This window comes from Kitasatospora fiedleri (assembly GCF_948472415.1).
GTDB classification, from domain to species: domain Bacteria; phylum Actinomycetota; class Actinomycetes; order Streptomycetales; family Streptomycetaceae; genus Kitasatospora; species Kitasatospora fiedleri.
The window spans coordinates 1,396,161-1,410,052 of record NZ_OX419519.1 but is presented as its reverse complement, the minus strand read 5'-3'; the positions used below and the strand labels follow the sequence as shown (position 1 = coordinate 1,410,052).

The following is a 13,892-nucleotide window of genomic DNA, read 5'->3' as shown; positions in this document are numbered from 1 at the left end:
CCACCCCTGCCCCCGAGCCGCCTCCCGGCCTCGTTCCCGGCCTCGTTCCCGGTCGTGCTCCGGTTGTTCACGCCCCCGGCGCGCGCCACGGCTCCGCACCACCCCGGCCAGGCGGTAGCCTCTGCGCAGGGAGCGCCCGCGGCGCACCCCACCAGGGGCGGACACACGGCACGAGGAGAACGGCCGCAGATGGCTGACCGGATCACGGTCATCGGGTGGGACGGCACCCCCTTGACCCAGAGCGCCGCCGACGCACTCGCCGGAGCCACCCTGGTCGCCGGGGCGGCCTACCAGCTCGCCGCCCTCCCCGTCCCCGAACGCGCCGAACGCATCGGCCTGGCCGACCTGCGGGCCGCCGCCCGGAAGATCGCCGACCACCGCGGCGCCGCCGTCGTCGTCGCCGAGGGCGACCCCGGCTTCTTCGGCGTCGTGCGCACCCTGCGCCGCCCCGAGTACGGCCTCGAACTCGAAGTCCTGCCCGCCGTCTCCTCGGTGGCCACCGCCTTCGCCCGGGCCGGAATGGCCTGGGAGGACGCCCAGGTGGTCTCCGCCCACGGCGGACGGCTGCGCCGCGCCGCCAACGTCTGCCGCGCCCACCCCAAGGTCGCCGTCCTCACCACCGGCGGCGCCGGGCCCAGCGAACTCGCCCTGATGCTCCGCGGCGTCCCCCGCACCTTCGTGGTCTGCGAGGCGCTCGGCACCGCCGAGGAGGACGTCACCGTCCTCACCTCCGAACGCGTCCCCGACCACGACTGGCGCGACCCCTCCGTCGTCCTGGTCATCGGCAACGTCCCGCCCGCCGAGGCCGCCTCCGGCTGGCTGGCCGGCCGACCGCTCGACCACCCCGGCCCGCAGCGCGGCTGGGCGCTCCCCGGCCGGGCGTACGCCGGAGCGGACGCCGACGCCCGGCGCCCCCGCGCCCTCCCGCCGCACGTCCGCGCGCTGGCCCTGGCCCGGCTCGCCCCCGCACCGGGCGACCTGCTGTGGACCGTCGGCGCCGGGGACGGCGCGCTCGCCGTCGAGGCCGCCCGGTTCGGCGCCGCCGTGGTCGCCGTCGAGGCCGAACCCGCCGACTGCGCCCGGATCTCCGCCAACGCCCGCAAGGCCGGCGTCGAGGTCGAGACCGCCGCCGGCTCCGGCCCCGACGTGCTCGGCGCCCTCCCCGAACCCGACGCCGTCGCCGTCGAACACGGCGGCCCCGCCATGGTCCGCGCCGTCGCCGCCCGCAAACCCGAACGGGTGGTCGCCGTCGCCCGCACCCTCGCCGAAGCCACCGAGACCCGCCAGATCCTGGACGCCGCCGGCTACCGCGTCGACGGCCTGCTGCTCCAGTCCGCCCCCCTGCGCGCCGAACCCGACACCGGCGGCGGACCCTCCTTCGGACGCGGCGACTACACCCTGCTGATCTGGGGCGAACCGTACGACTGACCTCCGGTAACGCCCCCGCGGAGCGTCCGTCCCCGGCGGTACGGTGATCCCCGTCGCATCCGGACAGGGTTTCGAGATCGGTCCGGCCGCGGCCGGTAGGGTTTCCCCGGGGGACCAACCCGTCGAGGCAGTCCCGTGTCCGATCCGGCACGGTTACCGCCGATTTGACGCGTTGCAACCCGAACGGCCCGCTTCGCGGGCATTCGACGCGGTGCGCACCCGCCCGGAAGAATGCCGTGAGGGTCCGGAGCGGCCGCGCCGTCGTGCCGGTTGCCCGGGGCCGTCGTTGTTTCTGATGGCACGCCACCCGTGCGGGTGACGGCCGATGGAGTAAGGGACGGGTCGGTGCGGCCCCGCCCCGGCGAAGTGGCGGGGCCTTCGGGGAGCCGCCGAGGACGCGCAAGCGGCCTGGAAGGAGCATTGACATGACCGACGGCGGCCACGCCCCCAGTACCGGTCCCCTCGCGCCCGAACCCGGGCCCGGCGGACCCGTCCCGGAGCACCACCTCGGCGCGCCCCTCCAGCCCGCCGCGCCCGCCGGGCCCTGGCACGGCGACCAGCGGCCCGCGTACACCTTCCTCGACCAGCCCGACGGCGACGAGGAGGACGACGTCCTGCTGATGCCCGGCCCGCAGACCGCCTGGGGCGACGCCGTGCACGGCACCGTCGAGTCCGCCGAACCGGCCGCGGAGCCGGCCGTGGAGCCGGTGGCCGAGCCGTTCGTCGCGCCGCTCGGCGAGCCGCTCGTCGCGGGTGAGCAGCCGCCCGGCACCCCCGTCGCGCCGTCCTGGCCGCCGCTCGCACCCCCGGTCCTGACCGCCACCCAGCCCGTCGAGCCGGCCGCCGCACCGGCCGCCGGGCCGTCCGCCGCACCGGCCGCGCCCGGTGCGGAGGGGGTCGGCAGCGGCACCCTGCACCTCGGTGCTCCGCAGGCCCAGGCGCAGGCCCAGCCCGTGACCCCGGCTCCGGCGCCGACCGCCGCCGCCGTCCAGCAGCCGGCGCCGCCGCAGCCGCGCCGCCCGCTGCACGCCGGGCCGCCGATCCCCGACCCGTCCCTGATGACCGGTCACGTCCCGGTGCGCTCGCTCGCCGACCGCGGCCCGTCCCTCCCCGGCGGCACGCCCGCGTACGGGGTGCCGGTGCTGACCGCCGAAACGGTGCAGCAGCAGGCCGCCGTGCAGACGCAGGCCCCGGTGCCGCCGCAGGCGCAGCCGCAGCCCGCTCCGGCCGTGCAGGTGCCCGCGCCGGCGCAGCCGCAGGTGGTGGAGGCCGCCGCGGCGGCGGTCGTCGCCGAGCCGGTGGCCGTGGCCCCGCCGGTCGTCGAGCCGCCCGTGGCGGTCGAGCCGGTGGCCGAGGCGCCGGTCGCCGTCGAGGCTCCCGCGCCCGCCGCCGAGCCCGTGGTGGAGCAGCCGGTGGCCGTCGAGGTCCCCGTGGCCCCCGTGGCCGGGCCCGCCGCGAACCTGGCACCGGTGTTCGTGGAACCGGCCCAGCAGGTCGAGCCGCCGGCCGCCGTACCCGCCGCCGAGACCGTCGAGGCCGTTGAGGCCGTCGAGCCCGTCGAGGCCGTCGAACCTGCGGCGGTGGTGGCCGAGGCGGCCCCCGCGCCGTCCGAGCCGCAGCCGCAGCCGCAGCCGGAAGCCGTCGCCGAGCCGACCGCCGCCGAGCCGACCGCCGCCGAGCCGACCGCCGTTGAGGCGGTCGACGCGCCGTCGGCCGAGCAGCCGGAGACCGTCGCGGCGGAGCAGTCCGCGCAGGCCCCCGCCGCCGAGCCCGAGGCCGCGCAGCCCGTCGAGGCCGCGACCGCGCAGACGGTGAGCGGCGAGGCCGCCGCGGCGCCGATCCCCGCCCCGGCGGGCAAGTCGTCCGGGCGGGGCGCGCACCGGCGGATCTCCGCCTTCCTCGCCGCGCCCGCCGGCCTGCCGCTGCTGGAGCCCGAGGGCGCGCAGGCAGCCGCGGAGCCGCAGCCCGAGGCCGTCGCCGAGCAGCCCGCGGTCGAGGCCCCCGAGGCCCCTGAGGCCGTCACGGCCCCCGAGCAGGCGCAGGCCGAGGCCCCCGCCGCCGAGCAACCGGTGGAACCAGTCGCCGAGGCTGCCGTTGAGGCCCCTGCCGAGGAGACCCAGCCGCAGCCCGAGGCCGAAGCCGTCGCCGAGCAGCCGGTGGAGCCGGTCGCCGAGCAGGCGGTCGAGCCGGTCGCGGCGCCCGAGGCCGAGTCCGCGCCCCAGCCGGAGGCCGAACCGGAGCAGGCCGAGCAGCCGCAGCCCGCGGCCGTCGAAGAGACCGCCGGAGCCGACGTCGAAGCCGAAGCCGAAGCCGAAGCCGAAGCCGCCGAGGTCGAGACCGTCACCGAGTCCGAGTCCGAGCCCGAGGCCGCCGAAGGGGAGCGCCCGCCCGCCGCGCCGGGTTACGACGAGGCCGGGCGGGAGGCCGTGCACCAGGTGATCCGGGAGCGGCGCGACGTGCGCAACGGCTTCCGGTCGGACGCGATCCCGCACGAGGTGCTGATCCGGGTGCTGGAGGCGGCGCACACCGCGCCGAGTGTCGGCTACTCGCAGCCGTGGGACTTCGTGGTGATCCGCTCCGCGAAGACCCGCCGGAAGATGCACGAGCTGGCGGAGCGTCAGCGCGAGGCGTACGCGGACTCGCTGCCCAAGGGCCGGGCGAAGCAGTTCAAGGAAATCAAGATCGAGGCGATCCTGGAGACGCCGGTCAACATCGTGGTGACCGCCGACCGCACCCGCGGCGGCCGGCACACCCTGGGCCGGCACACCCAGCCGCAGATGGCCCCGTACTCGGCCGCGCTGGCCGTGGAGAACCTGTGGCTGGCGGCCCGCGCCGAGGGCCTGGGCGTCGGCTGGGTGAGCTTCTTCGACGAGGAGGAGCTGGTCCGCGAGCTGGGTCTGCCCGAGCACCTGGAGGTCGTCGCCTACCTGTGCGTCGGCTATGTGGACGCCTTCCCGGACGAGCCGGAGCTGCAGCAGCAGGGCTGGGCGAAGAAGCGCCCGCTGTCCTGGGTGGTGCACGAGGAGCAGTACGGCAACCGCGCGCTGCCCGGCGAGGAGCCGCACGACCTGCTGTCCGACACCCTGCGCGGCATCCGTCCGCTGGACGCCAAGGCGCTCGGCGAGGCGTGGGACCGGCAGAAGCGGATGACCAAGCCCGCCGGTTCGCTCGGCGTGCTGGAGATGATCGCGGCCCAGCTGTCCGGCCTGGCCCGGCAGTGCCCGCCGCCGGTCCCGGAGCCCGGCTGCGTGGCGATCTTCGCGGGCGACCACGGCGTGCACGCCCAGGGCGTCACCCCGTGGCCGCAGGAGGTCACCGCGCAGATGGTCGGCAACTTCCTGGCCGGCGGCGCGGTGGTCAACTCCTTCGCCGCGCAGGTCGGCACCGAGGTGTGCGTGGTGGACGTCGGCGTGGCCGCCGAACTCCCGGACGCCATCCAGCAGGGCCGCACCACCGGCCTGCTGCCGCGCAAGGTCAAGCCCGGCACCGACGACATGACGCAGGGCCCGGCGATGAGCCGCGACGAGGCGCTGCGCGCGATCGAGGTCGGCATCGAGACCGCCCGCGACCTGGTCGCGGCCGGCAACAAGGTGCTGATCACCGGCGACATGGGCATCGCCAACACCACCGCCTCCGCCGCGCTGATCTCGGTCTTCACCGAGACCGACCCGGCCGAGGTCACCGGCCGCGGCACCGGCATCGACGACGAGACCCACGCCCGCAAGGTCGAGGTGATCCGGCAGGCCCTCGACCTGCACAAGCCGGACCCGGCCGACCCGATCGGCGTGCTGTCGGCCGTCGGCGGCCTGGAGCACGCCGCGATCGCCGGGTTCCTGCTCGGCGCGGCCTCGCTGCGCGTCCCGGTGATCCTGGACGGCGTGATCGCCGGTTCGGCCGCCCTGGTCGCCAAGGCCATCGCCCCCGAGGTGCTGGCCGCCTGCATCGCGGGCCACCGCTCCGCCGAGCCCGGCCACCAGACCGCGCTCGCCAAGCTCGGCCTGCGCCCGCTGATCGACCTCGACCTGCGGCTCGGCGAGGGCACCGGCGCCCTGCTGGCCCTCCCGCTGGTGCAGAGCGCGGCCCGGGCGATGCACGATGTAGCCACCTTCGACTCCGCCGGAGTCACCGAGAAGGCCTGACCCCGCCCGGCCCGGCCGCCCCCGCCGTGCGAGGGGGCGGCCGCCCCGCCCGGGCCCCGTCCGGCCGACCCCGCCGGGCACCGGACGCCCGGCACCCGGCGCCGGTCGGCCCGTTCGCCCGTTCGCCCGTTCGCCCGACCGGACCGACCGGACCGACCGGACCGACCGGACCGACCGGGCCGACCGGACAGGACCGGACCGAACCCGTACCGGCTCAAGGGCGCGCCGGCACGGGGCTCCCCCCAGCACCGCCGCCCACCCAGGAGCTCCCCCTCATGACCGCGCCCACCCCCCACCCCCACCCGTCGACCCGGGGCCTCACCCCGTACCCCGTCGGGCTGCTGCTCACCGGCCGCCGCGTCGTGGTCGTCGGCGGCGGACAGGTCGCCCAGCGCCGGCTGCCCGCGCTGATCGCGGCCGGCGCCGAGATCCACCTGATATCCCCGGCCACCACCCCCGCCGTCTCCGCGATGGCCGACGCCGGCGAGCTGACCTGGCACCGGCGTCCGTACGCGGACGGCGACCTCGCCGACACCTGGTACGCGCTGGTCGCCACCGACGACCCGGCCGTCAACACCGCCGTCTCCGCCGAGGCCGAGCGGCTACGGGTGTTCTGCTCCCGCAGCGACGACGCCTCCGCCGCCACCGCCTGGACGCCCGCCTCCGGCCACGACTCCGGCGCGACCGTCGCGGTCCTCACCGGCGATCCCCGGCACTCCGCGGCCCTGCGCGACTCCATCGTGGCCGGCCTGCGCGACGGCTCCCTCGCCGCCCGCCAGTACCGCGCCCGGGACGCGGGCGTCGCCCTGGTCGGCGGCGGACCGGGCGACCCGGACCTGATCACCGTCCGGGGCCGCCGCCTGCTCGCCGACGCCGACGTGGTCGTCGCCGACCGGCTCGCCCCGCGCGAACTGCTCGCCGAGCTTCCCCCGCACGTCGAGGTGATCGACGCCTCCAAGATCCCCTACGGCCGCTACATGGCCCAGGAGGCGATCAACCGCACCCTGATCGAGCACGCCAAGGCCGGCAAGTTCGTGGTCCGGCTCAAGGGCGGCGACCCGTACGTCTTCGGCCGCGGCGGCGAGGAGCTGCTCGCCTGCGTCGAGGCGGGCGTCCCGGTCACGGTCGTCCCCGGCATCTCCTCCTCGATCAGCGTCCCCGCGGCGGCCGGCATCCCGGTCACCCACCGCGGCCTCACCCACGAGTTCACCGTCATCTCCGGCCACGTCGGCCCCGGCGAGCGCTCCCTCACCAACTGGGAGGCCGTCGCGGGGATGACCGGCACCCTGGTCCTGCTGATGGCCGTCGACAAGATCGGCGCGATCGCCGCCGAACTCCTCGCCCACGGCCGCGCCGCCGACACCCCGGTCGCCGTCGTCCAGGAGGGCACCACCGCCGGCCAGCGCCGCGTCGACGCCACCCTCGCCACCATCGCCGAGACCGTCGCCGCCGAGGGCATCAAGCCCCCGGCGGTGATCGTGATCGGCGAGGTGGTCGGCGTCCTGGGCGAGTAGCCCGCCGGGCGGGAGCGGGAACGGAAGGAAAGGGGAGCGGCCGTCCGACGGGACGGCCGCTCCCCTTCCTCGTGCCGGTCGTACGGGTCGGGCCAGTCGTCCCGGTCGCCCCGGTCGTACGGGTCGTGCCGGTCGGGTCAGTCGTGCGTCCGGAGCCGGGCGGCCCGGTGCACGGGGCGGGCGGTGCGGGCCGGGTCGGTGGTGGTGCGGGCGGCGCGGCGGAGGTCCCGGGCGGCCAGGGCGATCATCACGGCGGGGATCAGGAGGTCGTTGGCCAGGATGCCGCCGGTGTTCCCGGCGGCGTGGTCGCCGTGGGCGAACCACTGGTAGAGGTGGCCGGCCGCCGCGCCCCACAGGAACGCCGCCGCCGCCAGCCCGCAGGTGAGCCGCTCGCGGGCGGAGGCGGACGCGGCGCGGAAGCCCAGCAGGGCGAAGCCGATGTTCGCGCAGGCGATCTCGAACTGGAACGGCGAGTGCGCGAACCCGATGGCGTCGGCCATGCCCGACGGGGCGATCAGGAACGCGACCGCGACCCAGAGGCTGCCGAAGCCCAGGGCGCCGACGGCCCACCAGCGCTGCCAGACCTCCGCCGCCGGCCGGTCCGGGTGCCGACGGCTGCTCAGCAGCGCCCCGAGGGCGGGCACCAGCAGGAAGAGGAGCGGGAACGCGGTGCGAACGGCGTACGGGAGAGTGTCCATGCCTTCGAGTGTTGCATGGTTAATATTAACCTCGCAAGTGTTCGGTAGGATGGACCCATGGACGAAGGACTCGCAGAACTCCTCTACCGCGTGGTCATGCTGATGGGCGACGCGGCCCGCCGCCGCTCCGGCCCCGACCAGCGCCTCTCGACCAGCCAACTGCGGCTGCTGGGCACCCTGGAGGAGATCCAGCCCGCCACCCAGCACCGGCTCGCCGAGGCCCTGGCCCTCTCCGACCCCGCCGTCAGCCGCGCCCTGCGCCCGCTGGAGGCGGCGGGCTACGTCGCGGTCGACGTCGACCCCGCCCACCGGCGCCGCCGTCTGGTCACCCTCACCCCGGCCGGCCAGGCCGCCTTCCTGACCGAGGGCAAACCGCTGGAGGAGGAGTTCCGCACCGCCCTCCTGGCGGCCGGCTTCCCCTACGAGCGGTACCTCGCGGACACCCACCGGCTGGCCGACCTGCTCACCCCCGACCCGCCACCGCGCCGCGCGCCCGGCGCCCGGCGAGCGGACGGCGCACCCGCACCGGAGTGAGCCGCAGCCGCACCGCGACCACCGCGGGGCGGGCGACCCCTCCCGCCCCGCACCCGCGCCGGCCCCTGCCGCCGTGGACGCCCCGCGCGACGTGCGAAAATCGTCCGGTGTCCGAGCCACTGACCGTCACCGACGCCGCCGACCCCCGGCTGAGCGACTACACCGACCTGACCGACGTCGAGCTGCGCCGCCGCCGCGAGCCCGCCGAGGGGCTGTTCATCGCCGAGGGCGAGAAGGTGATCCGCCGGGCGCTGGCCGCCGGGTTCCGGATGCGGTCGATGCTGCTGACGGCGAAGTGGCTGGGCGTCATGCAGGACGTGATCGCGGGGACGGACGCTCCCGTCCACCTGGTCGACCCGGTGCTCGCCGAGCGGGTCACCGGCTACCACGTGCACCGGGGCGCGCTCGCCTCGATGGAGCGCAAGCCGCTGCCCGCCGCCGGGCAGGTGCTCGCGGGCGCCCGCCGGGTCGCCGTCCTGGAGGGGCTGGTCGACCACACCAACCTCGGCGCGATCTTCCGCTCCTCGGCCGCGCTCGGCATGGACGCGGTGCTGCTCTCCCCGGACTGCGCCGACCCGCTGTACCGGCGGGCCGTCAAGACCTCGATGGGCGCGGTGTTCTCCGTCCCCTACGCCCGGCTCGACCCGTGGCCGGCCGCGCTCGACGCCGTCCGGGCGGCCGGGTTCGAGCTGCTGGCGCTGACCCCCTCCGGCGCGGAGGACTTCACCGCGGCCCGCCCGCACCTGCTCCCGAAGGCCGCGCTGATGCTCGGCGCCGAGGGCGACGGCCTGACCCCGAAGGCCCTCGCCGCCGCCGACCAGCGGGTGCGGATTCCGATGGCGCACGGCATCGACTCGCTGAACGTCGGCGCCGCCGCCGCGATCGCCTTCTACGCCGTCAACCACGGCTGACCGGACGCCCTGCGCTCAGCAGGCGGCGAACACCTCCGCGTCCGCGTCCTCCAGCACGAAGCCGTTGTCGAACCGGACCCGGACCGACGAGCGCGGGCCCCGCGCCCGGAACTCCCGCCAGTGCGGCTCCAGTTCGGCGAGTTGCGCCTCCAGCCGGCGCAGGCTCTCCGCGGGCACGGTGTGCCCGTAGTCCTCGAACAGGGCCCGCAGCCGCTCGTACTCACGGACCTCCTCGGGCGGCGGCAGCTCCCCGGTGACCCGCACGACGGTGCCCTCGACACCCGCGCCCAGCAGCAGGAGACCGACCGACGGGCCGTCCTCCCCGGCGGACGCCCCGCCCAACGCCAGGTCCGCCAGCAACCTGACGCGCTCACCCTCCACCAGGGCCATCGCTCCCGCACCTCTCCCGACTCGCACCGCACCGCACCGCCGCCGGTCCGGCGCACGGTCGGCACCATTATCCGGTGGCCGCCGCCCCGACCGGCCGCCCCGCCCCGCCCCGTCACGCCGCCCGGCGCGCCGACGGCGGACGGATCGGCTGCGGCGCCGGCCGCCGCGGGTCGTGGTGGCGGCGGCCGGTCAGGTCGCCGACCCGCAGCACCAGCTCCGGCGACGGAGGAGCGGGCCACAGCGTCAGCCGGTGCTCCTCGACCGGGCGGGCCGCGGTGTCGGCCTCCCGCCCCCGGTCCCGGCCGCGGGTCTGCACCCGCACCCGGTACCAGCCGGGCCCGGCGTGCGCCAGGTTCCCCGGCCCCTCGACGTCCACCCCGTCCCAGGCCCGCAGCCGCAGCTCGCCACTGCTGTGCAGCGACAGCTCCACCGCGCTCTCCCACTCCGGCCCCGGCTCCGCCGGCCGCCGCGCGCAGCCCTCCACCCCCAGCCGGATCAGCCCGGTGTGCGTCCCGCACAGCACCGTCAGGTGGTCCGGGCAACCCGAGGCCACCCCGTTCCCGTGGAACAGCCGGTCCAGCGCGTGCGCGTCCCAGCCGTCCGGCAGCTCCGGCCCGTACAGGAAGTACTGGCAGTACGCGACGTGCATCGCGTCGGTCGTCCACATCATGCGGCCCATGCTGCCGCCCCGTACTGACAAGCCGTCACCACCTCCCGGCCCCCGCCCCGCCACCGTCCGGTAGCGTCCCGGCCGTGCCGACCCGCCGCCCCGGCGGGCCGCGGCCCCGGTCCGAGGGCCGCTCCGACGGGCGGGCACGCCCCTGACGCCGGTGCGGCCGGGGCGGATCTCAGGGTGCGAGGCCGGCGTCGCGGGCCAGGAGCGCGGCCTGAACGCGATTGGTGACGCCGAGGGTGGTCAGGATGCGGCTGACGTGGGACTTGACGGTGCTTTCCTGCATGCCGAGCGTCTTCGCGATGTCGGCGTTGGTGTCTCCCCGGGCGAGCAGGGCCAGGACGTCTCCTTCGCGCGGGGTGAGGGGGGCGATCCGGGTCCGTGCCCGGGCGGCCTGCGGGCGGCCCGTGTGGTGGTAGCGGTCGATGAGGCGACGGGCGGCGGCGGGGTGCAGCATCGCGGAGCCGGCGGCGACGAGGTGGACGGCGCGCAGGATTTCGGCGGGGTCGGTGTCCTTGAGCAGGAAGCCGTCGGCGCCCGCGGCCAGCGCGTCGTAGACGTACTCGTCGAGGTCGAAGGTGGTCAGGGTGATGACCTTCGGCGGGTGGGGCAGGGCGCGCAGGCGCCGGGTGGCGGCGATGCCGTCCATGCGGGGCATGCGGACGTCGACCAGGGCGACGTCGACGTGGTGGGCCGTCGCCTGCTCGACGGCGTGGAGCCCGTCGGCGGCCTGGGCGACGACCTCGATGCCGTCGTCGCCGTCGAGGAGGTCGGTCAGGCCGAGGCGGACGAGGGCGTCGTCGTCGACGACCATGGCGCGGATCACGTGAGGGGACCGTTCTGTTCGGTGACGGGGTGGGGGATGCGGGCGGCCAGTCGCCAGGCCCCGGCACCGCCGGGCCCGGCGTCCAGGTGTCCGCCGAGTGCTTCGACCCGCTCGCGCAGACCGATGAGGCCGAATCCCGAAGCGACGGCCGGGGCGCCGCGGAGGTGGGCGCCGGGCGGGTTGGTGACCTCGATCAGGGTGGCGGGCGGCCCGTAGTCGATGCGGACGCGGACGGGCACGTCGGCGGCGTGTTTGCGGGCATTGGTCAGTGCCTCCTGGACCAGCCGGTAGACGGCCAGCCGGTGCGCCGCGGGAGCCTGCTCCGGGCTGCCCACGACGGTCGGGTCGACGGCCTGCCCGGCCGCCCGTGCCTGCCCGATCATCTCCTCGACGTCGCGCAGCACCGGTGCGGGCCGGTCGGTGGCGGGCGGGGCGTCGGTGCGCAGGGCGCCGAGCACGTCGCGCAGGTCGGTCAGGGCGTCGGTGGAGGCGGTGCGCAGCAGGGCGAGGCGTTCGACGACGGCGTCGGGCAGCGCGTCCTTCCTGGTGGCCAGGACTCCCGTGTGCAGCGCGATCAGACTGAGCCGGTGGGCGAGCACGTCGTGCATCTCCGCGGCGATCGCGGAGCGCTCCTCCATGCGTGCGGCCTGCTCACGCAGGTCCCGCTCGGTGCGCAGGTGCTCGACCTGGGCATGCAGCGCCTCGACCAGGCGGCGCCGACTTCCCATCCACAATCCCCCGACCACGGCCAGCAGGAGGAAGAGCGTCGAGCCGTACTGCTGGGTGCTCCACAAGGACACCGTCGGGTGCAGGACGGCGTTGCCGGCCAGCGCCGCGGCCGAGCAGGCCACTGCCGCCCGGACGCGCCGGACAGCGGCGAGGTCGAACAGGGCGAGGAGCAGCAGCGGGAGCATGGGCCACCCCCACACCCCGGCCGCCGCCGTCGTCACCACGGGAGCGAGCCACCACGGCCCCCGCCGCCACAGCAGGGCCAGCCCGCACGCGACAGCCACCGCACTGCGAAAGGCGTTGTAGTGGCCGCCGGCGCTCGCTGCCCCGTTCTGGACGGGGGCCAGCGTCACCAGCACCACCAAGCCGTAGCGCCCGTACGCGGCCCACCTGGTACTCCGTTCCTGTCTCACCTCAGAAGCGTAGGCAGGCGGCCGCCTGTTTCACGTCCGACGTTCTGCCATCGCCACCCCCTACTTTCGTAGGAGAGGACGGCCGCACAAGGGACGATCCGCAGGGGTGCCGACATCCCTAGCGTCGAAGACATGGCCGACTGGACCACCTCACACGACCGAGTCCTCGCACAGCGCAACGCCGAGGGCTGGATGTTCCTCCTCGAAGCAGTCCGCGACCTGCGCACCACGGGAGCCGTCGCTCCCAGCGGCAGGACCCTCGCCCGGCTGCTCACCGACCCGGTGCAGAAGCACGGAGCACCGCCCCTGAACGTCCTGGAAGTCGGCGCGGGCACCGGATCGGTCACCCGCACCCTGATCCCCGGCTCTCCCGGGGCAGCCGGCTGGACATCGTCGAGGCCAACGCACGCTTCGCCGCCCGACTGCACCGGCTCGTCCGCACCCACCCGCGGCTGACCGGCACGAGCGAACGGGTCCGCGTCCACCACGCTCTCGTCGAAGAGCTCGACACCGTCCACCGCTACGACGTGATCGTCTCCGGACTGCCCTTCACCAACTTCACCCCCGCCCAGGTCGAGACGATCATGAACCGCTACCTGGAACTGCTCCAGCCCGGCGGCACGCTCACCTACTTCGCCTACCGCGGCACCCGCTACGCCCGCGCCCTGACCGCCTCCCGCACCGAAGCCCGCCGCCACCGCGCCGTCGAAGAGGTCCTCGCCGACTACCAGCGGCGCTACGCCGTCGGCCGCTGGAGCGTGTGGGGCAACCTGCCCCCGGCGCACGTCTGGCAGCTGCGCCGCCCCGGCACCGCGCCCGCCCAGGCAACGCCGGACGTCACGGCCGGGGCCGTCCGGTGAACACCCTGACCGGACTGCTCGGCCACGTTCCCGCCCCGGCCGCCTATGCGATCCTGGCCGCCGCGGTGCTGGCCGAGTCCCTACTGCTGGTCGGCGCGTTCGTCCCGACCCTGACCCTGCTGCTGACCTCCGGGGCCCTGGCCCGCGCGGGCGAGCTGAACCTCGTCCTGACCGTCGCCACCGCCGCGAGCGCGGTCGTGGCCGGTGACGCCCTGGGCCACCGCACCGGGCACCTGCTCGGCAGCCGCCTGCGCACCGGACGCCTCGGCCGGCGCATCCCCGCCACCGCCTGGCAGCGCGCACAGGTCCTCATGGCCCGACGAGGCGGCCAGGCCGTCCTCCTCTCCAGGTTCGTCCCCGTCGTACGCACCCTGACCCCGCACCTGGCGGGGGCGATGCGCCTGCCCTACCGCCGCATCGCCCCTTACAGCCTGCTCGCCGCACCCCTGTGGGCCGGCGTCGAAGCCACCGCCGGATACGTCGCGGCCCACTCCCTCCGGCACGTCACCACCTACGGCGGCCCCGCCTTCGCCGCCGCCGTGATCGCCGCCGCCGTGATCGCCGCGGCCGTCCTGGGCGGCGGCAAGGTTCGGCACCGCAGCCGAACCCGCCGGGAGCCGCCCGGTTCCGAGCGTTGCACGGTGTGAGGTCCGGGCCCACGGCGGACCCTCAGCGGCCTTCGCCACACGACCGGTCGGACAGGGCCGGACACGTCGCCGCGTCCACCGCCGCCCATCCGGCCCTCCCGGCCGCGGAGATGCGCGCCCTGCCGGACGC

At 76.3% G+C, this 13,892-nt stretch carries 11 protein-coding genes and 1 pseudogene; 7 read left to right on the top strand and 5 right to left on the bottom strand.

The genetic code is table 11. The annotated features are described in order from the left end of the window. Positions 1-189: 189 nt before the first annotated feature. From cbiE to cobA, 3 genes are all read left to right on the top strand, one after another. Positions 190-1,428 (top strand): precorrin-6y C5,15-methyltransferase (decarboxylating) subunit CbiE, encoded by a 1,239-nt coding sequence (gene cbiE, locus QMQ26_RS06870; protein ID WP_282205098.1) that lies wholly within the window; start codon positions 190-192, stop codon positions 1,426-1,428. A 425-nt stretch (positions 1,429-1,853) separates the two neighbouring features. Then, on the top strand, positions 1,854-5,567 hold the full coding sequence (cobT, locus tag QMQ26_RS06865; protein ID WP_404814083.1) for a nicotinate-nucleotide--dimethylbenzimidazole phosphoribosyltransferase: 3,714 nt from the start codon (positions 1,854-1,856) through the stop codon (positions 5,565-5,567). 275 nt (positions 5,568-5,842) lie between these two features. Next, positions 5,843-7,081 carry a uroporphyrinogen-III C-methyltransferase gene (cobA, locus tag QMQ26_RS06860; protein ID WP_282205097.1) on the top strand — a complete coding sequence of 413 codons (1,239 nt, stop codon included), beginning with the start codon at positions 5,843-5,845 and terminating at the stop codon, positions 7,079-7,081. Positions 7,082-7,218: 137 nt separating this feature from the next. On the opposite strand, the gene QMQ26_RS06855 is transcribed toward cobA, so the two are convergent. Continuing rightward, positions 7,219-7,779, bottom strand: a complete 561-nt coding sequence (locus QMQ26_RS06855) for a DUF6790 family protein (protein WP_282205096.1) — start codon at positions 7,777-7,779, stop codon at positions 7,219-7,221. A 57-nt stretch (positions 7,780-7,836) separates the two neighbouring features. On the opposite strand from QMQ26_RS06855, the gene QMQ26_RS06850 reads away from it, so the two are divergent. After that, positions 7,837-8,313 carry a MarR family winged helix-turn-helix transcriptional regulator gene (locus tag QMQ26_RS06850; protein WP_282205095.1) on the top strand — a complete coding sequence of 159 codons (477 nt, stop codon included), beginning with the start codon at positions 7,837-7,839 and terminating at the stop codon, positions 8,311-8,313. Between the two features lie 107 nt (positions 8,314-8,420). Beyond that, positions 8,421-9,224: a TrmH family RNA methyltransferase gene (locus QMQ26_RS06845; RefSeq protein ID WP_282205094.1), complete on the top strand. Its 804-nt coding sequence runs from the start codon at positions 8,421-8,423 to the stop codon at positions 9,222-9,224. Positions 9,225-9,239: 15 nt separating this feature from the next. On the opposite strand, the gene QMQ26_RS06840 is transcribed toward QMQ26_RS06845, so the two are convergent. The 4 genes from QMQ26_RS06840 to QMQ26_RS06825 all read right to left on the bottom strand — a co-directional run bounded on the left by QMQ26_RS06840 (position 9,240) and on the right by QMQ26_RS06825 (position 12,255). Further along, positions 9,240-9,614, bottom strand: coding sequence for a hypothetical protein (locus tag QMQ26_RS06840; RefSeq protein ID WP_282205093.1), 375 nt, complete (start codon positions 9,612-9,614; stop codon positions 9,240-9,242). Positions 9,615-9,726: 112 nt separating this feature from the next. Beyond that, positions 9,727-10,284, bottom strand: a complete 558-nt coding sequence (locus QMQ26_RS06835) for a hypothetical protein (RefSeq protein ID WP_159073017.1) — start codon at positions 10,282-10,284, stop codon at positions 9,727-9,729. Positions 10,285-10,462: 178 nt separating this feature from the next. Next, positions 10,463-11,113: a response regulator gene (locus tag QMQ26_RS06830; RefSeq protein WP_282205092.1), complete on the bottom strand. Its 651-nt coding sequence runs from the start codon at positions 11,111-11,113 to the stop codon at positions 10,463-10,465. Next, positions 11,110-12,255 (bottom strand): sensor histidine kinase, encoded by a 1,146-nt coding sequence (locus QMQ26_RS06825; protein WP_282205091.1) that lies wholly within the window; start codon positions 12,253-12,255, stop codon positions 11,110-11,112. The genes QMQ26_RS06830 and QMQ26_RS06825 overlap by 4 nt, the downstream gene beginning before the upstream one ends. Positions 12,256-12,387: 132 nt before the next feature. On the opposite strand from QMQ26_RS06825, the pseudogene QMQ26_RS06820 reads away from it, so the two are divergent. Beyond that, positions 12,388-13,115 (top strand): annotated as a pseudogene (locus QMQ26_RS06820) (class I SAM-dependent methyltransferase). Continuing rightward, positions 13,112-13,762 (top strand): DedA family protein, encoded by a 651-nt coding sequence (locus tag QMQ26_RS06815; RefSeq protein ID WP_282205090.1) that lies wholly within the window; start codon positions 13,112-13,114, stop codon positions 13,760-13,762. Before QMQ26_RS06820 ends, QMQ26_RS06815 begins: the two are co-directional and overlap by 4 nt. Positions 13,763-13,892: the final 130 nt, after the last annotated feature.